24 protein-coding genes and 1 other annotated feature are annotated in these 21,957 nt (G+C 40.6%); of the genes, 21 read left to right on the top strand and 3 right to left on the bottom strand.

Annotation, left to right across the window (positions count from 1 at the left end; genetic code table 11):
• Positions 1-193: 193 nt before the first annotated feature.
• Positions 194-322: a sequence feature (ribosomal protein L20 leader region), on the top strand.
• 63 nt (positions 323-385) lie between these two features.
• The 5 genes from infC to HPC67_RS07670 all read left to right on the top strand — a co-directional run bounded on the left by infC (position 386) and on the right by HPC67_RS07670 (position 2,493).
• Positions 386-889 carry a translation initiation factor IF-3 gene (gene infC, locus HPC67_RS07690; RefSeq protein ID WP_217587082.1) on the top strand — a complete coding sequence of 168 codons (504 nt, stop codon included), beginning with the start codon at positions 386-388 and terminating at the stop codon, positions 887-889.
• A 28-nt stretch (positions 890-917) separates the two neighbouring features.
• Positions 918-1,115 carry a 50S ribosomal protein L35 gene (gene rpmI / locus HPC67_RS07685; protein ID WP_217586930.1) on the top strand — a complete coding sequence of 66 codons (198 nt, stop codon included), beginning with the start codon at positions 918-920 and terminating at the stop codon, positions 1,113-1,115.
• Positions 1,116-1,159: 44 nt separating this feature from the next.
• Entirely contained in the window at positions 1,160-1,516 is a 357-nt protein-coding gene (rplT, locus tag HPC67_RS07680) for a 50S ribosomal protein L20 (RefSeq protein WP_217586929.1), read from the top strand.
• A 63-nt stretch (positions 1,517-1,579) separates the two neighbouring features.
• Complete coding sequence (locus HPC67_RS07675; RefSeq protein ID WP_217586928.1) at positions 1,580-1,861, top strand: DUF1294 domain-containing protein; 282 nt, start codon at positions 1,580-1,582, stop codon at positions 1,859-1,861.
• 59 nt (positions 1,862-1,920) lie between these two features.
• Positions 1,921-2,493, top strand: a complete 573-nt coding sequence (locus HPC67_RS07670; RefSeq protein ID WP_217586927.1) for a TVP38/TMEM64 family protein — start codon at positions 1,921-1,923, stop codon at positions 2,491-2,493.
• Between the two features lie 44 nt (positions 2,494-2,537).
• Here HPC67_RS07670 and HPC67_RS07665 read toward each other — a convergent pair whose 3' ends face one another.
• On the bottom strand, positions 2,538-2,930 hold the full coding sequence (locus HPC67_RS07665) for a sigma-w pathway protein ysdB (RefSeq protein WP_217586926.1): 393 nt from the start codon (positions 2,928-2,930) through the stop codon (positions 2,538-2,540).
• Positions 2,931-3,051: 121 nt separating this feature from the next.
• Here HPC67_RS07665 and HPC67_RS07660 point away from each other — a divergent pair, with 121 nt between their 5' ends.
• Complete coding sequence (locus HPC67_RS07660; protein ID WP_217586925.1) at positions 3,052-3,537, top strand: dUTP diphosphatase; 486 nt, start codon at positions 3,052-3,054, stop codon at positions 3,535-3,537.
• A gap of 74 nt (positions 3,538-3,611) precedes the next feature.
• Positions 3,612-4,697 (top strand): M42 family metallopeptidase, encoded by a 1,086-nt coding sequence (locus HPC67_RS07655; protein WP_217586924.1) that lies wholly within the window; start codon positions 3,612-3,614, stop codon positions 4,695-4,697.
• Between the two features lie 46 nt (positions 4,698-4,743).
• On the opposite strand, the gene HPC67_RS07650 is transcribed toward HPC67_RS07655, so the two are convergent.
• Both HPC67_RS07650 and sspI read right to left on the bottom strand, forming a co-directional pair.
• Complete coding sequence (locus HPC67_RS07650) at positions 4,744-5,340, bottom strand: lytic transglycosylase domain-containing protein (RefSeq protein ID WP_217586923.1); 597 nt, start codon at positions 5,338-5,340, stop codon at positions 4,744-4,746.
• A 99-nt stretch (positions 5,341-5,439) separates the two neighbouring features.
• A complete protein-coding gene (sspI, locus tag HPC67_RS07645) occupies positions 5,440-5,658 on the bottom strand; it encodes a small acid-soluble spore protein SspI (protein WP_217586922.1) in 219 nt (72 codons plus the stop codon).
• A gap of 93 nt (positions 5,659-5,751) precedes the next feature.
• Between sspI and HPC67_RS07640 the strand changes: the two genes are divergently transcribed.
• The 14 genes from HPC67_RS07640 to trxA all read left to right on the top strand — a co-directional run bounded on the left by HPC67_RS07640 (position 5,752) and on the right by trxA (position 21,759).
• Entirely contained in the window at positions 5,752-6,489 is a 738-nt protein-coding gene (locus HPC67_RS07640) for a TrmH family RNA methyltransferase (RefSeq protein WP_217586920.1), read from the top strand.
• Positions 6,490-6,869: 380 nt separating this feature from the next.
• The gene (gene pheS / locus HPC67_RS07635; protein ID WP_217586919.1) at positions 6,870-7,904 is read left to right on the top strand and encodes a phenylalanine--tRNA ligase subunit alpha; all 1,035 of its coding nucleotides are present in this window, start codon (positions 6,870-6,872) and stop codon (positions 7,902-7,904) included.
• Positions 7,905-7,919: 15 nt separating this feature from the next.
• Positions 7,920-10,346: a phenylalanine--tRNA ligase subunit beta gene (gene pheT / locus HPC67_RS07630; RefSeq protein ID WP_217586918.1), complete on the top strand. Its 2,427-nt coding sequence runs from the start codon at positions 7,920-7,922 to the stop codon at positions 10,344-10,346.
• 212 nt (positions 10,347-10,558) lie between these two features.
• A complete protein-coding gene (gene zapA / locus HPC67_RS07625; RefSeq protein ID WP_246569821.1) occupies positions 10,559-10,852 on the top strand; it encodes a cell division protein ZapA in 294 nt (97 codons plus the stop codon).
• Positions 10,853-10,858: 6 nt separating this feature from the next.
• Entirely contained in the window at positions 10,859-11,395 is a 537-nt protein-coding gene (locus tag HPC67_RS07620; protein WP_217586916.1) for a CvpA family protein, read from the top strand.
• Positions 11,396-11,538: 143 nt separating this feature from the next.
• Positions 11,539-13,260, top strand: a complete 1,722-nt coding sequence (gene polX / locus HPC67_RS07615) for a DNA polymerase/3'-5' exonuclease PolX (protein WP_217586915.1) — start codon at positions 11,539-11,541, stop codon at positions 13,258-13,260.
• Between the two features lie 19 nt (positions 13,261-13,279).
• Positions 13,280-15,622, top strand: a complete 2,343-nt coding sequence (locus HPC67_RS07610; protein WP_217586914.1) for an endonuclease MutS2 — start codon at positions 13,280-13,282, stop codon at positions 15,620-15,622.
• 30 nt (positions 15,623-15,652) lie between these two features.
• Entirely contained in the window at positions 15,653-16,060 is a 408-nt protein-coding gene (locus HPC67_RS07605) for a DUF350 domain-containing protein (RefSeq protein ID WP_217586912.1), read from the top strand.
• A 244-nt stretch (positions 16,061-16,304) separates the two neighbouring features.
• Complete coding sequence (locus tag HPC67_RS07600) at positions 16,305-17,987, top strand: long-chain-fatty-acid--CoA ligase (protein WP_217586910.1); 1,683 nt, start codon at positions 16,305-16,307, stop codon at positions 17,985-17,987.
• Positions 17,988-18,118: 131 nt separating this feature from the next.
• Positions 18,119-18,706, top strand: coding sequence for a fatty acid metabolism transcriptional regulator FadR (fadR, locus tag HPC67_RS07595; RefSeq protein ID WP_217587081.1), 588 nt, complete (start codon positions 18,119-18,121; stop codon positions 18,704-18,706).
• A 13-nt stretch (positions 18,707-18,719) separates the two neighbouring features.
• Complete coding sequence (locus HPC67_RS07590) at positions 18,720-19,490, top strand: enoyl-CoA hydratase (RefSeq protein WP_425514306.1); 771 nt, start codon at positions 18,720-18,722, stop codon at positions 19,488-19,490.
• A 25-nt stretch (positions 19,491-19,515) separates the two neighbouring features.
• Complete coding sequence (locus HPC67_RS07585) at positions 19,516-20,289, top strand: electron transfer flavoprotein subunit beta/FixA family protein (RefSeq protein WP_217586908.1); 774 nt, start codon at positions 19,516-19,518, stop codon at positions 20,287-20,289.
• A gap of 66 nt (positions 20,290-20,355) precedes the next feature.
• Positions 20,356-21,342 carry an electron transfer flavoprotein subunit alpha/FixB family protein gene (locus HPC67_RS07580; protein ID WP_217586906.1) on the top strand — a complete coding sequence of 329 codons (987 nt, stop codon included), beginning with the start codon at positions 20,356-20,358 and terminating at the stop codon, positions 21,340-21,342.
• A 102-nt stretch (positions 21,343-21,444) separates the two neighbouring features.
• Complete coding sequence (gene trxA, locus HPC67_RS07575; RefSeq protein WP_217586904.1) at positions 21,445-21,759, top strand: thioredoxin; 315 nt, start codon at positions 21,445-21,447, stop codon at positions 21,757-21,759.
• The last annotated feature ends 198 nt before the right edge of the window (positions 21,760-21,957 follow it).

Raw genomic sequence — 21,957 nt, 5'->3', positions numbered from 1 at the left:
AGGTTATTCTGGGCGCCTTTTTGTCGGAAGCAGCGAGCCAAGTCCCACTGCAATATCTTATTGATCTATACGCTTTAAAATCAAAGAAGAGATGGTGTTCGTAACGACCTTACAAACCTTCTTTTTCCACGCAAGTCCTTGACAGCCTAACTAGAACATGTTAAGCTATACAAGCTGAAGTTAATATTGATCTCGAGACAAGTAGAAGCACCCGCTTCTCACCTGATCAACGCATATGTGCAGTTGACTGGTTAAATTCTTTTTCATGATAAAAAATGGGAGAAGTGTGGGTGCATGATTGTACCGACACTTTTTTTATGAGCATATGTCACTTGTCAGGATCAGTAACCAAATTATATGGAGGTGGCTGGCTATTAGCAAAGATATGAATGTCAATGAGAAGATTCGTGCACGAGAAGTGAGACTCATTGATTCAAACGGTGATCAGCTTGGCGTAAAATCACGTCAGGACGCATTGGAAATTGCTACGAAACGCAATCTTGATCTTGTTTTAGTTGCACCTAACGCAAAACCACCCGTGTGCCGAATTATGGACTACGGGAAGTATCGTTATGAGCAACAAAAGAAAGAAAAAGAAGCACGCAAGAACCAAAAGATCATCCAGGTGAAGGAAGTCCGTTTTACCCCTGGTATCGGTGATCACGACTTTAATACGAAATTAAAAAACGCACGAAAATTCCTTGAAAAAGGCGATAAAGTAAAAGCTGCTGTTCGTTTCCGTGGGCGTATGATTACGCATAAGGAACTCGGCCGTGAGGTTCTTGATCGTCTTGCAGAAGAAGTAAAGGATATTGCAACGGTTGAATCAAGACCTAAAATGGAAGGTCGTAATATGTTCATCATGCTTGCACCAATTAACGAAAAGTAATTGAACCACATACTAGGAGGAAATGGTTATGCCTAAAATGAAAAGCCATAAAGGCTCACAAAAACGTTTTAGAAAAACAGGAACTGGCAAACTGAAGCGTGCCCATGCGTACACAAGCCACATGTTTGCTAACAAATCACAAAAACAAAAGCGTAAATTACGTAAAAATTCAACTGTTTCGGAAGCAGATTACGGTCGGATTAAAACAATGCTTCCTTACAAATAAACACTACGAAAATTGAAATGGTTTCTATCTAGGAGGGTATAAATATGGCACGTGTCAAAGGTGGTACCGTTACGCGCAAACGTCGTAAACGCGTCCTTAAGTTAGCCAAAGGATATTATGGTTCGAAGAGAACGTTATTTAAAACAGCAAAACAACAAGTAATGAAATCAGGTCAGTATGCTTATCGTGACCGCAGACAGAAAAAACGTGAATTCCGTAAACTATGGATCGCACGTATTAATGCTGCAGCGCGTATGAATGACTTGTCTTACAACAAGCTTATGCACGGTTTGAAGCTTGCTAACATCGATGTTAACCGTAAAATGCTAGCAGATCTAGCTGTTAACGATGAACAAGCATTTGCACAACTCGCTGAAAAAGCTAAAGCTGCACTAAACTAATTTAGGATAGAGTCGGATCATTTGATTGATTCGGCTCTATTTTTGTATAAAGGAGCCTAAGTCATGACATTGTCTTCATTATTCATATACATAAGTGTTGTTTCAGTTTTGTTATTATTAATCATGGGAATTGATAAATATAAGGCGATCCACGGACAATTTCGCATTAGAGAGCGTACAATCTGGATATATGCTGCTATGGGAGGCGCATTAGGTGGTTGGCTGGGCATGTATTTATTTCGCCATAAGACGAAGCATACGTTATTTGTATTAGGACTGCCAGCTCTGACCATTATCCAGTTTATCGGTGTACTTTTCTTGATAAATCAGCTTCAATTGTCATAAAGGCTCGTCTTATGTCATATACATAGGACGTACGTCACCTTAGATAAAGGGGGTAGAGCATGGAAGTGGCCGGTAGCTATTTGATGGCTTTTGTAGAAACGGGTGGTTTATTTGCGCCCATTTTATTTATTGGCTTTCATCTGTTACGTCCATTGTTTTTTCTACCTGTCGTCATCATTTGTATATCAGGCGGTGTGTTGTTTGGAGCGGTGGCTGGCACAGTATATTCCATCATCGGTATCACGTTATCAAGCGTGTTCTTTTACGGTGTTATTCGCTGGATGCCACAGACATTAAATAAATTATTAAACGTGAAAAAAAAGCTACTCGGCGAACATTCACGTTTTACAATGCCACAAATTACCTTGCTGCGCCTCGTTCCGTTTATTCACTTTCATCTCTTGTCTTTATGCTTGATTGAAATAACTGGAGGCTTTAAAGACTATGCCAAATCCTCTCTGTTATCAAACATCCCGCTGGCGCTCATTTATACGTCCATTGGCCAATCTCTCTCCCAGCTTTCTCCTGTGCATATTATGGCCCTATTAGTTGCGATATTATGTTTGCTGTACGTATTAAGGCGGAAGGAAATCATCATTAAATGGCATGATTTCTTTCAAGTTAGCACATAAAAAAAGAGCTTGATCCGGCCTCATTACGGAATCAAGCTCTTTTTTTATTCATCTTTTTTAATAAGCAATTGGTTTATCGGGTGCTTCCATTCAATTTTGGCGTACGGATAACGGATTAGGAGCTCTTTTTCCAAAAAGTAAAGGTCATCCCGAGACAGCCCTCTCAGCTCCATTGGTTCCCGTACAATGACTTGAATGTTGACGACTTCAAATGCATCCTCTGTTGTGCCGAGGTATTTCTCTCCTTCGAAATAACAGCCTTTATAGACGAAATGCATATTTTTAATGTTGTTCTGTGGTTCATCAAGCAGATAAAAATCTTGTGAACGACGCGCCAGATCAAGTTTTCGCTGTGGATTGCGAAAATATTGCAAGATTGTATAAAACAATACGATTAATGCGATGAAAATGAGCATTTGAAACAAAAGGATGATCATAATCAAACCGTCTCCCTGACTGTGTTTATTCTTTGTACGAAAGAGCGGGTAAATAGGTTTCATTATTCAACAGTTTTCTATTCATGCTATAATAATGGGCAATAGAAAGGTGGCATCAATGATGAATTGGTCAGAATTGTACACAATGCAAAAACAATTGGATACGTATATAGAAAAGAATCATAGCTTGTCAAACGCTAATTTGGAAAAGGAAAGAATGCTTGCCTTGTTAGTAGAGCTAGGAGAATTAGCAAACGAAACGAGATGTTTTAAGTTTTGGAGTAACAAACAACCGAGCGGTATTGAAACAATTCAAGAAGAATATGTGGACGGCATTCATTTCCTCATGTCCATCGGTCTTGATCAAGGGTATGAATATCATGAAGAACACGTTACAACACCGACTGTGGATCTAACGACACAATTTAATTTGGTGTTCTCAGGTTGCATCTATTTTAATGAAGCGCCGACGTCCCAGAACTATCAAAAAATGTTTGAGCGCTATATTGAGCTTGGAAAGCTGCTCGGAATTGGAGAAACAGATATTTATAACGCGTATATGGCAAAAAATAAGACAAACTATACAAGGCAACAGCAAGGTTATTAATGCACAATAGTTTGAAAGTGATTTGAAAAGGAGTATAATTATTAGACATAAATATGAGGAGGTTCGATTTACATATGGCAAAATTAGACGAAACAGAGCTAATGCTTAAAGATCTAACGGATGCTAAAGGTATCCCTGGTAACGAAAAAGAAGCACGTGATGTTATGGAGCGCTATATTGCACCATTTGCTGATGAGGTCACAACGGATAACTTAGGCAGCTTAATCGCTAAAAAAACTGGTGATGAATCAGGTCCTAGCATTATGGTGGCAGGGCACCTTGATGAGGTCGGCTTTATGGTTACACGTATTGATGACAAAGGATTTGTTTATTTTCAAACTGTTGGTGGCTGGTGGAGCCAAGTAATGCTTGCGCAGCGCGTTACAATTATGACGTCTAAAGGTGATGTAACTGGTGTTATCGGTTCAAAACCACCACACATCCTGTCTGCAGAGGCGCGTAAAAAGCCAGTTGACATTAAAGATATGTTTATTGATATTGGTGCATCAAGCAAGGATGAAGCAGCTGAATTCGGTGTACGCCCTGGTGATTCAGTCGTGCCTTATTTTGAATTTACGAAGATGAATAACGAAAAAATGCTCCTCGCTAAAGCGTGGGACAACAGAATTGGCTGTGCCATCGCTATTGAAGTGCTTAAACAGTTAAAAGATACAGATCATCCGAATGTTGTTTATGGCGTCGGTGCGGTTCAAGAGGAAGTTGGTTTACGTGGTGCAAAAACAGCTGCACATACAATAAAGCCGGACATTGGCTTTGCTGTTGACGTAGGTATTGCTGGAGATACGCCAGGCGTGAGTGATCATGAGGCTGATAGCAAGCTTGGTGAAGGTCCACAAATTATCTTATACGATGCATCAATGGTCTCCCACAAGGGGTTACGTGACTTGGTCGTCGATACAGCAGAAGAGAACAATATTCCTTATCAATACTCTGCAATAGCTGGCGGTGGTACAGATGCCGGATCAATTCATTTAACGGCAAATGGTGTACCGTCTTTAGCAATTACAATTGCAACACGATACATTCACTCGCACGCTGCGATATTGCATCGTGATGACTTTGAAAATGCCGTTAAATTGATTGTTGCAACAATCAAGAAGATGGACAAAGAGACTGTTAAACAAGTTACATTATCTTAATTGCATGATAAAAAGGGTGCCACTCTATGGTTGGCACCCTTTCTGTTTAACTGTTGTAATATGCTGTCAGTACTTTTTCTACATATGCTTGTGTTTCTTTAAAAGGCGGAATTCCGTTATGTGAATCGACATTACCTGGACCTGCGTTGTAAGCAGCTAGCGCAAGTTTGAGATCACCATCATACCGGTCGAGCATTTGTCTTAAATATTTCGTTCCACCAGCAATGTTTTGCCTAGGATCATAAGGATCTGTTACACCTAGTCCACGTGCTGTTCCTGGCATTAATTGCATTAAGCCTTGTGCGCCTGCATGACTTTTAGCGAAGTTGTTATAATTTGATTCCGTTTTTATAACAGCGCGAATTAATGCTTGATCGACTTGATGTATATGTGATTGCTCCGAAATAATCGTGTCAAAATCAGATTGTGATTGCAAAACGTTCGGTTGAAAGGTGCTACGTGTCATGCCATTATTCAAGTTGACACTGTTTCCTTGTGTGGTTGGCGTTGTGTTCATCGCGCTCGCGAGCATTTGTTCAAATGTGATGTCAAACAGTGGCGAATGCTTGCTGAATGTATTTCCATTTGCCAAAATGGACATTGCTTGTGACTGCATTATCATTTGTAAAGATCTAATATCCATGTTCGAGGCCCCCAACATTACTTGTCCTTCTATTTTACTATAAATGGCATAGAAGGCAAATATTAAAAAAGACAGATGCGCACGGCATCTATCCTTTTCTTAAGTGTTTTGTTGTTGGACGCCTTGCTCTAGTGCATCAATCATTTCCTGGCGGTCATTGTCATCTGATTGATTCCATATAATCTCAAACAATACACCAAGTCCTGGTAGCATTTTTTCTTCGCCACTTTGAATGGCATCGACGATCGTCGCTTCAAGTTGCTTCTGGTCATTGGAAGCAATATTTGATATGATGGCTTTACGTAAATTGAGATCCACACTCATCACCCTTTCGGTCAGTTTAACGTTATTGTGACCAATAAGGGTATGTTTATGTAGTGGACATAAAATAAATCACAGGACTGAAGCAGAATGATTACTTCAAAAAAGAACGAACACATTAAGCAATGGAAAAAGCTCCAAACAAAAAAAGGTCGTGAACAACTACAAGCCTTTTGGATAGAGGGGTTTCATCTCGTAGAAGAGGCGATCACAAGTGAATGGCCTGTTAAGCACATCGTTATTGGCGAACACATACAGGTGCCAACAGTGTGCGCAGATTATCCACTTACAGTTGTATCTGATCACGTGTTTGATTATTTGACGACAACGAAACAACCTCAAAGAATCGGCGCAATTATTGAGTTCAAGGAACCATCTCAAGTAACTGGTCATCATATCTTACTGATTGACGCGGTTCAAGATCCAGGTAACTTAGGTACGATGATACGAACAGCAGATGCAGCTGGCTTTGATGGTGTCATAGTAGGAAATGGCTCTGCTGATGTTTACAATGATAAAGTCATTCGCTCAACGCAAGGGTCGTTGTTTCATATACCAGTTATTCAAGCAGACCTTCACGATCAAGTAAACGCATTACAAGCGGACGGATTTGCTGTTTGGGCAGCTGCGCTAGAACATGCCCATACGTATACGACCGTTCAGCCAGAAGAAAAAGTGGCGCTTATCGTTGGTAATGAAGGGGCGGGTATTTCCGAAGATTTGATTAAGCAAGCAGATCAAATTGTCTCGATCCCAATTCGAGGTCGCGCTGAATCTTTGAATGTGAGTATTGCAGCGGCCATTTTAATGTATTATATTAAAGGATAGCTTGCAACTTCATCTTAATTTAACTATAATAAAGTAAAATTTAATATCATTTGCGTTGAAGGAGCAGGATGGTAGCTATAACCAGATAAAGGGAGGTCATGCCTTGACTGAAAGTATGACAACTGGATGTTATCGTCATTTCACTCTGGAGTAGGCACTTGGACTCTTGTGTAGAGGAAAGGTGTACCGGATTTAAGATCCGTTATCAATCGAAAGTGGACACAATAACTGTGTCAATAAGGGTGGTACCGCGACGAACAGCCTCGTCCCTTCTTTTTAGGGAGTGGGCTTTTTTTATTGGCATAAAAGCAGTGTTAATAGTCGATCGCAAAAATGGATTACTGATAGACGTCAGTCATAAAATGAGGAGGTTTTTAACAGTGAAGGAACAATTGCAGGCACTTCAAAAAGAAGCACTGGATAAGATTCAAACAGTTGAGGGTTCACAAGGCCTACAAGACGTTAAAGTCGCTTATTTAGGCAAAAAAGGATCTCTAACAGGTATATTACGTGGGATGGGTAAGCTTTCAGCGGAAGAAAGACCAGTTGTTGGTGAAATCGCAAACCAAGTTCGCCAAGCGATCACAGAAGCAATTGAAGAGAAGCAGGACCAATTAGAGCAGGTCGCTATGGAGCAAAAACTTGCGAAAGAAGCGATTGATGTTACGTTACCAGGCCGCCCAGTCAACGTTGGTGGAAAGCATTTGTTAACGCAAATGATCGAAGACATTGAAGATTTATTTATCGGGATGGGCTTTGAAGTCAGAGAAGGTCCTGAAGTAGAGACGGATTATTTTAATTTTGAAGCGTTAAATTTACCGAAAGATCATCCTGCAAGAGATATGCAAGATTCATTCTACATAACGAATGAGCTGTTACTCAGAACACATACATCTCCTGTTCAAGCACGAACGATGCGGGAATATGAAGGACAGAAACCTGTGAAAATGATTTGTCCAGGCAAAGTGTATCGCCGAGACACAGACGATGCAACCCACTCGCACCAGTTTACACAAATTGAAGGACTTTATGTCGATAAAAATGTCCGGATGAGTGATTTGAAGGGTGTCCTTGATACATTTGCCAAGCATATGTTTGGTGAAGACCGTGATATCCGCCTAAGACCAAGCTTTTTCCCATTTACTGAGCCATCTGTAGAGATGGATATATCATGTAAAATGTGTGATGGAAAAGGATGCTCAGTGTGTAAACAATCTGGCTGGATTGAAATTCTTGGCGCGGGCATGGTGCATCCAAAAGTGTTAGAAATGGCTGGTTATGATCCGTCAGTTTACACTGGCTTTGCATTTGGCATGGGGCCTGATCGAATTGCCATGCTTAAATACGGCATTAGTGATATCCGTCATTTTTACATTAATGATAAACGATTTTTGACACAATACCATCAAGCTTAATGGAGGGAAATAGATATGCAAGTTTCACTGAATTGGCTCAGTAACTATGTTGATATAAGCGGGCACACCCCTGAAGAACTCGCTGAAAAAATTACGAAATCAGGGATTGAAGTCGATGGCATAGAATACGTGGCAGAAAAAAGTGACCACGTTGTTGTTGGGTATGTTGAAACGTGTGAACAGCATCCGAATGCTGACAAGTTAAATCTTTGTCAGGTGAACGTTGGCACAGAGACATTACAGATTATCTGTGGAGCACCGAACGTCGCTCAAGGGCAAAAGGTTGCTGTAGCAAAGCCTGGTGCTGTGTTACCAGGAAACATGAAAATTAAAAAAGTGAAGCTACGCGGTGTAGAATCCAATGGAATGATCTGTTCATTACAAGAGCTTGGGATTAATGAGCAGTACATTCCAAAAGATGTAGCTGAAGGGATTTTTGTGTTCCCCGAAGATGTGACAGTCGGTGAACCGATTGAATCGCTGTTAAATTTAAACGATGCCATTCTGGAGTTTGACTTAACACCGAACAGAGCAGACTGTCTAAGCATGCTCGGTGTCGCTTATGAAGTGTCAGCAATTTTAGAGCGTCCATTGAATTTACCGGATGAACAGTTACAGACCATTCCAGAACGAGCAGAAGACCTCGTTCGTGTTGATGTGAAGGACCCTGATTTAAACCCTTATTATGCTGCCTTTATAATAAAAAATGCTGTCGTAAAGCCATCTCCGCTTTGGATGCGTAATGCTTTAATGGCTGCCGGCATTCGTCCTATTAACAACGTTGTTGATATCACAAACTATGTGTTAATGGAATATGGTCAACCGCTTCATGCTTTTGATCTTGAGCGATTACAGTCCGATCAAATTGTTGTGAGACGTGCAGAGGATAAAGAAACCATTGTGACACTTGATGGACAAGAGCGTGTTCTATCAAGCGAAAATCTCGTCATTACAAATGGTCAAAAACCAGTCGCATTGGCGGGTGTCATGGGTGGTGCTGACACTGAGGTTCACGATGGAACACAGCATATATTACTTGAGGCTGCTTACTTTAATCCAATTACCGTGCGCCGAACGGTAAAGGAAACGGGACTGCGGAGTGATTCAAGTACACGCTTTGAAAAAGGGATAGATCCAGAACGTGTGTATCGTGCCGGTGTGAGAGCGTGTCAGCTCCTACAAACATATGCCGATGCAGACATCCTTACAGGTGCTGCTGTATTTAATGAATTGGATATTCAACCAAAAACGATCGCTGTAAATATGGATACCGTCAATAAACGACTTGGAACAGAAATAGATCATAGTGAAGCTGGCCATATTTTTGATCGATTACAGTTTGAATATGAACAAAATGAAGCGGATTTCACCGTAACGATTCCAACGCGCCGTGGTGATATTACAATTTTTGAAGATATGCTTGAGGAAATTGCTCGAATTCATGGCTATGACAATTTGCCTTTTACACTTCCAGGAGGAGCCTCGCAATCTGGTCGTCTCACAAATCGTCAACACCTCAAGAGACAGATGAAGGCATTCATGGAAGGCGCCGGCTTAATGGAAACCATTACGTATTCTTTAACAAATGAAGCGGCTGCTACCCGCCTTGTTAGCCCTGAAAATCGTGATGAAGGGTATAAGCCGGTTCGCTTGGCAATGCCAATGACAGCCGATCATGAATACTTACGTCTAAGTATTTTATCAGAGCTGCTTCATTCCTTCTCATATAATGTGGCGCGCAAACAGACGGATATGGCTTATTACGAGCTTGGACGTGTCTTTTTGTCCAAAGAAAGCGAATTGACAGAACAGCCTCAAGAGCAAGAACGGTTAGCTGGAGCGCTAACAGGTCTTTGGTTGAATCAGCCGTGGCAGAACGAGCAGAAGCCAGTTGACTTCTATGTCGTTAAAGGTATTATCGAAGGCTTATTTGATTTTCTAAATTTACCAGTCACGTTTAAAGCGCTGAAGCTAACTGATATGCATCCAGGCCGATGTGCTGCCATTTATGTTGGTGAGAAAACAGTCGGATTCCTTGGCCAAGTTCATCCTAAGCTTGCAAAGGATCTTAATTTAAAGGATACGTATGTATTTGATGTTAACATCGATACGATACTTGAGATGTTCACACATACGTTGGCCTATGAACCGATCGCTAAATATCCATCTATTGCTCGTGATGTTGCTTTTGTTGTTGATGAATCTGTTCAGGCTGCTGATATTAAGCAAACAATCGTACAAACAGGTGCCCCTCTTGTAAAAGATGTATCCGTATTTGATGTTTACCAAGGTGAGCATTTGACAGCAGGTAAAAAATCAATCGCTTACCATCTCATTTACCAACATCCTGAAAAAACCTTGAAGGATGAAGAGGTAGAAGCATCGTTTCAAAACATCATTAAAACAGTTAATGATATGTATAACGCTTACGTTCGTACTTAATATAGTCTGAAGACAAGAAACGAAGAGCAGCTTTCCACGCATTTTAGGAAAGCTGCTCTTCGTGGCTGAATAGATATCTTTTTAACTTTTTACGGTTTCTTTTCTTGTAGGCTAAACCTTATGAATTTTATAGTGTTGTTGTTTCCCAAACCGTCAAGTTCATGTTAATATGAAGTGAGTTATTTTTTGTTTTAGGTGCGGCGAAACCGCATATGTGGCATTTTTTTCACGAAGGAGGAATTCGTGTGACCAGAAACAATCATGAGCGCATTACAGTTGAAATTTATAATCGTACTTATACTATAAAAGGAACGGAGTCAGCACAACACGTGAGACTCGTTGCCAGTCTGGTCGATCAGAAAATGCGGGATATTCAAAATAGAAATCCTGGATTAGACACGACTAAGCTAGCTGTTCTCACAGCTGTTAATTCAATGAATGATTATATGAAACTCAAAGAAGATTATGCGACATTGATGGGGAAACTGAAGCAGAAAGAGGATTAATAAAACATGATAGACGTGTTATTACTCATTTTACTAATTTTTGGCTTTGTAATGGGATTAAAACGAGGTCTTATCCTACAAGCCGTTCATTTAACTGGATTTATTATTGCTTTTATCGTAGCAGCGGCATACTATGACACACTGGCAGCTCAATTATCACTATGGATTCCTTATCCGGAATTGTCGAGTGACAGTACGTGGGCCGTGTTCTTACAGTCGTTACCTTTAGAGGCAGGCTTTTATAATGCCATAGCGTTTGCGATGATATTCTTTGCCGTTAAAATAGTTATACAAATTGTTGCATCAATGCTTGATTTTGTTGCATCACTCCCATTATTAAATTCGGTTAATAGTATTTTAGGTGCAGTGCTCGGTTTTTTGGAAATGTACTTAATCTTATTCGTCGTGCTATACATATTAGCGCTTGTACCGATTGGTAGTGTGCAAGAATGGTTAGGTGATGCATCGATCGCGCAATTTATAATTGAACAAACCCCGGTTTTATCAGAACGTATCCAAGCGATGTGGCTTGGGAATGAATAATTGATGAACATATGGACGACTAGGCTGATTGAGGTGGTATGTTTTAGCGTATACGCTGTGCACAGGGACGCAGAACACACATTTGATCAGCCTGTTATATGTTGTGTCCATTAAAAAGATTACAAAAGGCAGGTGCATATACAATGGGTGACATTAACAAAAAGGATGTCATTAAACTGCTGGAAACAATTGCAATTTATCTTGAGCTCAAAGGGGAAAACCCCTTCAAAATATCTGCTTACCGAAAAGCTGCGATGGCACTTGAGCGGGACAACCGATCGTTAGACGACATAGAAGATGTTAGAAAAATTAGCGGCATTGGCAAAGGGACAGCAGCCGTTATTGAAGAATACGTACACCATAAACACTCAGAAACATTACAACAGCTAGAGTCTGATGTTCCCCAAGGTCTAGTACCTCTGTTAAAGCTTCCCGGACTTGGTGGAAAAAAGTTAGCTAAATTATATCAGCAATTGGGTATTACGGATGCCAAAACACTTAAAGCTGCTTGCTTGGATGGACAAGTAGAAGCGTTAGATGGTTTCGGAAAGAAGTCAGTGGAAAAATTAGTCCAAGCATTAGATGATGCTGGGAAGCGTCCGGAGCGATTGCCGCTTGCAATGTTAATCCCTGTTGCAGAACAAATTGAAGCCTATCTGGATACTATGCCTTCAGTGATCACATATTCTCGCGCAGGCAGTATGCGACGTATGCAAGAAACTGTTAAAGATATTGATTATATTATTTCAACGACCGATCCAGCAACTGTTCGAGATCAATTGTTGCAAATGACGCATGTTAAAGCAGTAATCGCCCAAGGCCTGACTAAAGTCTCACTTACAATGGCACATACTTATGATATTAATGTCGACTTCCGTTTAGTCGAGCCAGAGACATTTGCAACGACATTGCATCATTTTACAGGCTCTAAAGATCATAATGTCGCTATGCGCCAACTCGCAAAAGCAAGAGGAGAAAAAATTAGCGAATATGGTGTTGATGTTGAAGCAACAGGCGAAACATTAACCTTCCGTTCGGAATCGGAATTTTTTAAACATTTCGGTCTTCAATACATCCCGCCAGAAGTACGTGAAGATACCGGAGAAACAAGTGCATTTAAAGCTCCAGTAGACCTTGTCAATCGTACTGATATTCGTGGTGATCTTCATATGCACACGACTTGGAGTGATGGTGGTCAATCTGTAGAAGAGATGGTCAACCAAGCGCGCAAGCTGGGTTATGAATATATCGCAATTACAGATCATTCAAAGTATCTTCGTGTGGCAAACGGTTTAAATGAAACACGCTTACGTCAACAATGTGAAGAAATTAACCGCATAAATGAAAAATATGATGATATTCATGTGTTCTCAGGCGTTGAAATGGATATTTTACCTGATGGCTCACTTGACTTTCAGGACGCATTTCTTCAGGAACTTGATTTTGTTATCGGTGCCATTCATTCAGCATTTAATCAGAGTGAACAAGATATCATGAAGCGACTTTTTGCGGCTATGGACAATCCGTATGTATCGTTGATTGCGCATCCAACCGGGCGCCTAATCGGTAGACGTAATGGGTATGCTGTTGATGTACATCAGTTAATTGACTATGCAGCCAAAACAGGAACAGCACTCGAATTAAATGCCAATCCGAATCGGCTTGATTTATCAGCTGAATGGTTATCCATTGCTCAGAAGGCCAACGTAGCAATTGCGATTAATACTGATGCTCATTCCTATCAAATGCTCAATCATATGACATATGGTGTTGGAACAGCCCAAAAAGGTTGGATTAAAAAAGCGAGCGTTATAAACACGTGGTCACTTAATCAATTACAGGAATTCCTGTCTAAGAAAAGGTGATCAAAAGGGGTAAGTAAAGATGAACGAACGGATTAAATACGTACTCGAGTTCAATAAAATCATTGAACAGCTACAGCAGCATGCGCAAACGACGCTAGGGAAAGATATGTGTAAGCATATTGAACCGTTAACCGATTTAGATGAAGTGCGTCATTTACATGCTGAAACAGATGAGGCTAGTCAAATTTTGCGTTTGAATGAATCGATTCCACTTGGAGGAATTGTTGATATACGTGCAAGTCTTAAGCGAAGTATTATAGGTGGGTTGCTGAATACAGGCGAATGTCTTGATGTCGCTAATACGCTCTATGGTGGTCGACAGGCGAAGCGCTTCTTGAATAATCTTGAAGCAGATATTCCGTTGTTATCAGGGCTTAGCGAGCAAATTGAGCCGTTCCGCGACTTAGAAAGGCATATTACGAATTGTATAGACGATCATGGGCACATGATGGACAGTGCTTCAAGTCGTTTGCGTAGCCTTCGAACTTCGATTAGAACGTATGAGTCGAGAATAAGAGAGAAGCTTGATAGCTATTTAAAATCAAACAGCAATTTATTATCAGATGCGATTATTACCATTCGTAACGATCGGTATGTTTTGCCGGTTAAGCATGAGCATAGAGGCACATTAGGTGGTATCGTCCACGACCAATCCGCGTCAGGTCAAACGCTTTTTATGGAGCCGAAAGCTGTCGTTGATTTGAACAATCAATTACAAGAGCAAAAAGCGAAAGAAAGCCAAGAGATAGAGCGGATTTTACGTGAGCTCACGCATGACATTGCAGAGCATGCGGATGCACTTGAGCATAACGTCTTAATTCTTGCTAAAATCGACGTCATTGCTGCTCGTGCTAAGCTTGGAGGGGACATGAAGGGTGCGATGCCGAAACTTAATGATCAAGGCATCATTAAGATGAAGCAAGCAAGACATCCGCTCATTTCTCAATCAGAAGTCGTTGCCAATGATGTTGAAATAGGGGAAGGCTATTCCGCCATCGTTATTACTGGTCCGAATACGGGTGGTAAAACGGTGACGTTAAAAATGGTCGGCTTATGTACGCTCATGGCACAAGCGGGCTTACAAGTGCCTGCACTCGATGGATGCGAGCTCGCTGTGTTTAAAGATGTTTTTGCTGATATTGGTGATGAACAATCGATCGAACAAAATTTAAGTACATTTTCTTCTCATATGACAAACATTGTTCAAATAATTGATCAAGTAGACGCTAACACACTCGTCTTGTTTGATGAGTTAGGTGCTGGAACAGATCCGCAAGAAGGTGCAGCACTCGCGATTGCGATTCTTGATGATGTGATCTCTCGAGGCGCGCGCGTTATTGCAACAACACATTATCCAGAGCTCAAGGCATACGGGTATAATCGAGATCAGGTCATTAATGCATCAGTTGAATTTGATGTTGCAACACTGCAGCCAACATACCGCTTGTTACTAGGTGTCCCTGGTCGAAGTAATGCGTTTGATATTTCTAAACGTCTCGGTTTGAATGACAGCATTATTCAACACGCCAAAAATCACGTTGGCGTTGATTCAAAAAATGTTGAAAATATGATTGCATCTCTTGATCAATCACGCATACAAGCGGAGCAGGAATTCTCCGAGGCGCATACAATTCTTGAAGAAAGTGAACGGTTACGTCAAGACCTATCTCAAGCGTGGCAAGCCTTTCAGCAGGAGCGAGACACACTTTATCAAAAAGCTGAAGAAAAAGCGGCCAAAGCGTTACGTGAGGCAAAAGATGAAGCTGAAGCGATCGTAGCTGAGATGAGGCAAATGAAAACAGAAACGAGCTTGAAGGAACATAAATGGATAGAAGCACGGAAAAAACTTGAAGCAGCACAGCCAGAATTGACGGATGTTAAAAAGCAATCCGAACAACCAGCTGGTAAAAAGGCTCAACACATACAAGCTGGTGATGATATCAAATTATTAACCGTGAACCAGCAAGGTGTTGTACTTGAAAAAATAGATGAAGATACATTTTTAGTTCAAGTCGGCATTATGAAGGTTAAGGTGAAGCGCAAAGACCTCCAGCTCATAAAACAAAAAAGCCAATCACCGACGAAACCGCTGGCAACGATTAAAGGATCAGCATATCACGTTGGGATCGAATTAGATGTGCGTGGAGAACGCTATGAAGAGGCAATGTTAAAGCTTGAAAAATATATTGATGATGCACTATTGGCAGGCCATTCTAAAGTGTCTATTATACATGGTAAAGGGACTGGGGCTTTACGAACGGGTGTTCAAGATTTTGCAAAGGCACATCCCCATATTAATGATTACCGTGGCGGAAATATGGAGGAAGGTGGCAGCGGTGTCACCATTCTGAATTTAAAATAACCGGAACAGAGATGAAGGAGGCCGTCGTCAATGGAGGTATTTTGGGAGCATGTGCTAGTTGAAACAGCAGCGCGTTATAGTGTTGTTGTTTTGTGTTCACTCGTGTTTATGGCTGTGTTTGAATTAATTACGTCGTATGGTAATTGGACTGAAATTAAAAAAGGGAATATTGCTGTCGCTATGGCAACTGGTGGTAAATTATTTGGTGTTGCAAACGTGTTTCGTTATTCAATTGAACACAATGATACGTTGCTACAGAGCATTAGTTGGGGTGTATTTGGTTTTATCTTGTTGCTATTTGGGTATATCTTATTTGAATTTTTGACGCCAAACATCAAGGTGGATGAAGAAATTGGTCAGGATAATCGAGCGGTTGGATTAATCTCAATGGTTATTTCGATTGGTTTATCGTTTATCATTGGAGCCAGTATCGGATAGGGGGGCGTACATTGGATGTTCTGGGAGTTCTCGCAAAAATTTTAATTGGGGTCGCAGCAATTTTTATCGTAATTGGTATTATTTTTTGGATATAACGTTAAAGGTGCATGCCATCAAATCTTTTTGAATAAGCTAAAATGACCGATCATACGATTGATTTAAAAATTTCAATTCAAATATGTTCAAAAAAAAGAAAGTAATCGGTATAATAGAAATTAAGCTTATTTAAAAAGGAGGAAATGCTATGGAACAAAAAAGGTGGCATGCGCATTACCCTGAAGAAATTCCGATATCAATTGCTTATGATCAGAAGCCGCTCCATCAATTTTTATTAGATAGCGCATATGCATACCCAAAAAAGAAAGCGCTTCATTTTATGGGTAAAGAGATGACGTATGAATCACTTGAGCATGAAGTTAAGCAAATGGCAGGATATTTCCAGTCACTCGGTTTGAAAAAAGGGGATCGCGTCAGTATCATGCTTCCTAACTGTCCACAGGCTGTCATTTCGTATTATGCAGCTTTAATGGCAGGTGCAACCGTTGTTCAAACGAATCCATTATACACAGAGAGAGAACTGGAATATCAGTTGAAGGATTCTGGTGCGACCTACATTGTCTGTCTTGATATATTATTACCGCGTGTTTTGAATGTTAAAGACGACACAGATCTGAACCATGTCATCGTAACGGGAATAAAGGATTACCTTCCTTTTCCTAAAAATAAGATCTACCCCTTCATCCAGAAAAGAGAATACAACATGGTCGTTAAAGTCGAGCCGAATGAAGAGACCCATGTTTGGTCATCCATCATGAAAAACACCCCTGCTACTTATGACCCAACAGAAATTGACCCCGTCAATGATTTAGCTTTGCTGCAATATACCGGTGGAACGACTGGTCACCCAAAAGGCGTCATGCTTACACATTATAATCTTGTATCTAATGTTCATATGTGCCGTTCATGGCTTTATAAAGTAAAAGAAGGTGAAGAGACGATTCTCGGTGTTCTCCCATTTTTTCATGTGTACGGGATGACAACGGTTATGAACATGGCTATTATGATTGGGGCGAACATGGTACTTATGCCGAAGTTCAAGCCAGAAGATGTCTTAAAGACAATCGAGAAGCAACAGCCTACATTGTTCCCAGGCGCACCAACTATTTATATTGGACTATTGAACCATCCTGATTTAAAGAAATATGATTTGTCCTCGATTGAAGCTTGTATCAGTGGCTCTGCTCCTTTACCTGTTGAGGTTCAGCAGCAATTTGAACAGCTGACTGGTGGAAAGCTTGTTGAAGGCTACGGGTTAACTGAAACATCTCCAGTTACACATGCTAATTTTGTATGGTCAAAGCGCGTTAATGGTAGCATTGGTGTACCTTGGCCAGATACGGATTCAAAAGTATTTGATATGGCTACAATGGAAGAAGCCCCAATTGGAGAAGTTGGCGAGATTGCAGTAAAAGGTCCGCAGGTTATGCAAGGATACTGGAACAATGAAGAGGAAACAAATCAAACGTTAAAGGACGGTTGGCTGTTCACTGGAGATATGGGTTATATGGATGAAGATGGCTATTTCTATATTGTAGATCGTAAAAAAGATATGATTATTGCAGGCGGCTACAATATTTATCCGCGAGAGGTAGAAGAAATTTTGTATGAACATGAGGCGATACAAGAGGCAGCCGTAGCAGGTATTCCTGATCCGTATCGGGGTGAAACTGTCAAAGCCTATATTGTTTTAAAGCCGGGTTATCATACGACTGAAGAAGAGTTAAATCAGCATTGTCGAACTCATCTTGCACCGTTTAAAGTACCGCGTATTTATGAGTACATGGAAGAGTTACCTAAAACAGCTGTTGGTAAGATTTTACGTCGTAAGCTAATCGACGAAGATAAAAAGAAGATGCAAAACAATTAGCTTGATACTTTGTTTTTTTTAATCCCAAAAGAGACAGGCCCTAGTTTGACTTTTTATGAGTGAGTGCGTACAATATGTTATGAATGATTATTCATTCATTTTCGGCGACAGTCAGGAAGAGAGAGATGAATATGAGGAAACAAAAGCCTAAATACAAACAAATTATTGATGCAGCCGTTCGTGTCATCGCTGAAAATGGCTATCATAAGTCACAGGTTTCAAAGATTGCTAGTGAAGCTGGGGTAGCAGATGGAACAATTTATCTTTACTTTAAAAACAAAGAAGATATTCTCGTCTCTGTTTTTAAAGAAAAAATGGGGCAGTTTATTGAGCAAATTGTTCAGAGCACAAATAAGAAGCATAATGCAAAAGAAAAATTGTACACATTAATTGAAATGCATTTTCAACAACTCGCCAATGATCATCACTTAGCGATCGTTACACAACTTGAACTTAGACAATCTAAAAAGTCGTTAAGGCTCGATATTAATCATGTTCTGAAACCTTATTTAACAGTGATTGACCGTATTGTTGACGAAGGAATCGAAGAACAGTTATTTCGCCCAGATTTGAATCGTCCGCTTGTTCGACAGATGATCTTTGGAACACTAGATGAAGTGGTCACAAACTGGGTGATGAAGGATCAAAAATACGATTTAATGAATCAAGTATCTAGTGTACATGAGTTGATTGTAAACGGAATTTCATTTAAAAAATAAAAGGGGGTAGAACTTGAGGATGATTCATTATGAATTAACGGATCAAATTGCTGTATTGACGATTCAAAGCCCGCCTGCAAATGCTCTATCAAGTCATTTATTACAAGCACTCAATCAAAAATTAGATGAAATTGAGCAAGTTCCGGCATGTAAAGCGGTTATTTTGCGAGGAGAAGGGAAGTTCTTCTCAGCAGGAGCGGACATCAAGGAATTCACCGCACTGCAGCAGGCGTCAGATTATGAAGTGCTGTCGAAAAATGGTCAGCAGCTATTTGATCGTATGGAACACTTTCATATTCCGATCATTGCAGCCATTCACGGTGCAGCCCTCGGTGGTGGTCTTGAATTAGCGATGGCCTGTCATATAAGAATTTCAACAGAGACGGCTAAGCTCGGCCTTCCTGAATTAACACTTGGAATTATTCCGGGATTTGCGGGAACGCAGCGCCTTCCTTACTATGTTGGGACAGCTAAAGCTTATGAAATGATTTTAAGTGGAGAACCAATTAGTGGCATTGATGCCTGTCGGTATGGACTCGTTAATTTTACGACAGATGAGGAAGATTCATACCGAAGTGCCAAACAACTTGCTGATAAAATTGCTGCGAAAAGCGGTGCAACGATCAAAGAAGTTATGAGGCTCATACCGTTTGCCAAATCCGCCCAATATAAGGACGGAGCGAATCAAGAAGCCGTGGCATTTGGCAATATTTTTGGGACAGAAGATGCGAAAGAAGGCATTTCCGCTTTTATGGAAAAACGCCGACCAAATTTTAAAGGATAATAGACTTACAAGGGGGACATAATCCATGAATATTTATGTATTGCTTAAAAAGACCTTTGATACAGAGGAAAAAATAACCATATCAAATGGTATTATTGAAGAAGATGGTGCTGAATTCATCATAAATCCCTATGATGAATATGCGGTTGAAGAGGCCATTAAGCAACGTGATGAGCATGGGGGAGACGTTACCGTCGTAACAATAGGGGATGAAGACTCCGAAAAACAATTACGTACAGCCTTAGCGATGGGCGCAGATAAAGCCGTCTTAATTAATACTGAGGATGATCTGGAAGAAGGCGATCAGTATACGACAACGGCTATTCTTGAAGCATTTTTCGCTGATAAGGCATACGACTTGATTCTCGCAGGGAACGTAGCGATTGATGAAGCGAGTGGACAGGTGGGCCCACGCCTCGCAGAACGTCTTGATATTGCGTGCGTAACAACGATCACGAATATGGAGATTGATGGCGATATCGTGAAAATTGATAAAGATGTAGAAGGTGATGTTGAAAAAGTGGAAACATCACTACCACTACTTGTTACGTGTCAGCAAGGATTGAATGACCCAAGATACCCATCACTTCCTGGCATTATGAAGGCGAAAAAGAAACCGCTTGAAGAATTGGAAATTGATGACCTTGATCTTGATGAAGACGATGTTGAGCCAAAAACGAAAACGATTGAGATCTTCTTACCGCCTGAAAAAGAAGCTGGTAGAATGATTGAAGGAGAGCCAGCAGAGCAGGTTAAGGAGCTTGTAGGTCTTCTGAAAAATGAAGCAAAAGTCCTTTAGATGAGCAGAGAGCATGACAACTTCTTTTTCATATGAACATGTAAAGACAGAAGGGGGAAGCTGAATATGAGTGATAAATTACTTGTTATTGGAGAAACTAAAGACGGTGAACTAAGGAATGTGTCGTTTGAGGCAGTTGCAGCTGCAAAAAAAATGAATTCTGATGGAGAAGTCATCGGCTTATTATGTGGCCATGGCAATCTTGAAGCTCAAGCAAAGGAAATGATTTATTATGGTGCAGATCGCGTCATAACAGTCGTTCATGAGAAATTGGAAGCCTATACGTCTGAGGGGTATAGTCAAGCTGCTTTGGCGGTAATCGACGATGTGTCACCTGATGTAATTATCATGGGACATACATCGGTTGGTAAGGATTTATCTCCGAAGCTAGCAAGCCGACTACAAACAGGGTTAATATCAGATGTGACAGATATTGAAATTGTTGGTGATCAAACAGTTTTCACAAGGCCAATTTATTCTGGAAAAGCCTTTGAAAAAAAGGTCATTACCGATGGAATCATTTTTGCTACTATTCGTCCAAACAATTTGCCTGCTTTAGAAAGAGATGATGCTCGTTACGGAGAAATCACATCGCAAGCTGTTGATATTGGTGATTTACGAACTGTTATTAAAGATGTTATACGTAAAGCTTCAGAAGGTGTTGATCTGTCAGAAGCAAACGTTATTATCGCCGGTGGGCGTGGTGTTAAAAGTGCAGAAGGGTTTAAACCACTTTATGAGCTTGCCGAATTATTAGGTGGTGCAGTAGGGGCGTCACGTGGTGCATGTGATGCGGAGTATTGTGATTACTCTTTGCAGATCGGTCAGACAGGAAAAGTCGTTACACCGGACTTGTACATTGCAGTAGGTATTTCTGGAGCTATTCAACATCTGGCTGGCATGTCAAACTCGAAAGTCATTGTTGCCATTAATAAGGATCCGGAATCTAACATCTTTAATGTGGCGGACTATGGTATTGTCGGTGATCTGTTTGACATCATTCCAATGTTAATAGAAGAAGTGAAACAACTTAAACAGTCTCAAGGTGTTTAACAGTGTTTCAAATGAGTTGGTAAATGCATAAGCAAACTATTAGCATGGTCATACTAACGGTGATATACTCAATCTAGAGTTTATGAAAAAGGAGGACTTTAAATGGCAATTGTGAATGTAACCGACCAAAACTTTGCAGCTGAAACTGCTGAAGGTCTTGTTTTAGCTGACTTTTGGGCACCATGGTGTGGCCCTTGCAAAATGATTGCACCTGTATTGGAAGACATCGATGCAGAACTTAGCGATAAAGTTAAAATTGTTAAGCTTGACGTAGATGAGAATCAAGAAACAGCAGGAAAATTCGGTGTTATGAGCATCCCAACTCTATTGTTGTTCAAAGACGGTAATGTCGTTGACCAAGTGGTTGGCTTCCAGCCTAAAGAAGCACTTGTTGATGTGATTAACAAACACGCTTAATGTGAGTAGGCACTAAGAAATGTCTATAAACCTTCTTGGTATGACGTTGTCTTAGACGGTCTGTCCATTAACGCGAATGAACATGTCCCCCCGCATATGTTCAAGTGAGTTTTACTTCTTGTTCATGTTCATGCGGTGAAAGGACGTGATTGAACCAGTAACCCCTTGTTGCGTTTGTAACAAGGGTTACTTTGTTTT

The sequence above is a fragment of the Lentibacillus saliphilus genome, assembly GCF_019093865.1.
Classification (GTDB): Bacteria; Bacillota; Bacilli; order Bacillales; family Amphibacillaceae; genus Lentibacillus_B; species Lentibacillus_B saliphilus.
Note: the sequence above shows the minus strand (reverse complement) of the source record. Positions and strands in the feature narration are given on the sequence as shown.

What these genes read in the sequence shown, in the direction of transcription:
- infC (WP_217587082.1), top strand. Translation starts at nt 386, where the DNA reads ATGAATGTCAATGAGAAGATTCGTGCACGAGAAGTGAGACTCATTGAT.
- rpmI (WP_217586930.1), top strand. Translation starts at nt 918, where the DNA reads ATGCCTAAAATGAAAAGCCATAAAGGCTCACAAAAACGTTTTAGAAAA.
- rplT (WP_217586929.1), top strand. Translation starts at nt 1,160, where the DNA reads ATGGCACGTGTCAAAGGTGGTACCGTTACGCGCAAACGTCGTAAACGC.
- HPC67_RS07675 (WP_217586928.1), top strand. Translation starts at nt 1,580, where the DNA reads ATGACATTGTCTTCATTATTCATATACATAAGTGTTGTTTCAGTTTTG.
- HPC67_RS07670 (WP_217586927.1), top strand. Translation starts at nt 1,921, where the DNA reads ATGGAAGTGGCCGGTAGCTATTTGATGGCTTTTGTAGAAACGGGTGGT.
- HPC67_RS07665 (WP_217586926.1), bottom strand. Translation starts at nt 2,930, where the DNA reads ATGATCATCCTTTTGTTTCAAATGCTCATTTTCATCGCATTAATCGTA.
- HPC67_RS07660 (WP_217586925.1), top strand. Translation starts at nt 3,052, where the DNA reads ATGAATTGGTCAGAATTGTACACAATGCAAAAACAATTGGATACGTAT.
- HPC67_RS07655 (WP_217586924.1), top strand. Translation starts at nt 3,612, where the DNA reads ATGGCAAAATTAGACGAAACAGAGCTAATGCTTAAAGATCTAACGGAT.
- HPC67_RS07650 (WP_217586923.1), bottom strand. Translation starts at nt 5,340, where the DNA reads ATGGATATTAGATCTTTACAAATGATAATGCAGTCACAAGCAATGTCC.
- HPC67_RS07640 (WP_217586920.1), top strand. Translation starts at nt 5,752, where the DNA reads ATGATTACTTCAAAAAAGAACGAACACATTAAGCAATGGAAAAAGCTC.
- pheT (WP_217586918.1), top strand. Translation starts at nt 7,920, where the DNA reads ATGCAAGTTTCACTGAATTGGCTCAGTAACTATGTTGATATAAGCGGG.
- zapA (WP_246569821.1), top strand. Translation starts at nt 10,559, where the DNA reads ATGTGGCATTTTTTTCACGAAGGAGGAATTCGTGTGACCAGAAACAAT.
- HPC67_RS07620 (WP_217586916.1), top strand. Translation starts at nt 10,859, where the DNA reads ATGATAGACGTGTTATTACTCATTTTACTAATTTTTGGCTTTGTAATG.
- polX (WP_217586915.1), top strand. Translation starts at nt 11,539, where the DNA reads ATGGGTGACATTAACAAAAAGGATGTCATTAAACTGCTGGAAACAATT.
- HPC67_RS07610 (WP_217586914.1), top strand. Translation starts at nt 13,280, where the DNA reads ATGAACGAACGGATTAAATACGTACTCGAGTTCAATAAAATCATTGAA.
- HPC67_RS07605 (WP_217586912.1), top strand. Translation starts at nt 15,653, where the DNA reads ATGGAGGTATTTTGGGAGCATGTGCTAGTTGAAACAGCAGCGCGTTAT.
- HPC67_RS07600 (WP_217586910.1), top strand. Translation starts at nt 16,305, where the DNA reads ATGGAACAAAAAAGGTGGCATGCGCATTACCCTGAAGAAATTCCGATA.
- fadR (WP_217587081.1), top strand. Translation starts at nt 18,119, where the DNA reads ATGAGGAAACAAAAGCCTAAATACAAACAAATTATTGATGCAGCCGTT.
- HPC67_RS07585 (WP_217586908.1), top strand. Translation starts at nt 19,516, where the DNA reads ATGAATATTTATGTATTGCTTAAAAAGACCTTTGATACAGAGGAAAAA.
- HPC67_RS07580 (WP_217586906.1), top strand. Translation starts at nt 20,356, where the DNA reads ATGAGTGATAAATTACTTGTTATTGGAGAAACTAAAGACGGTGAACTA.
- trxA (WP_217586904.1), top strand. Translation starts at nt 21,445, where the DNA reads ATGGCAATTGTGAATGTAACCGACCAAAACTTTGCAGCTGAAACTGCT.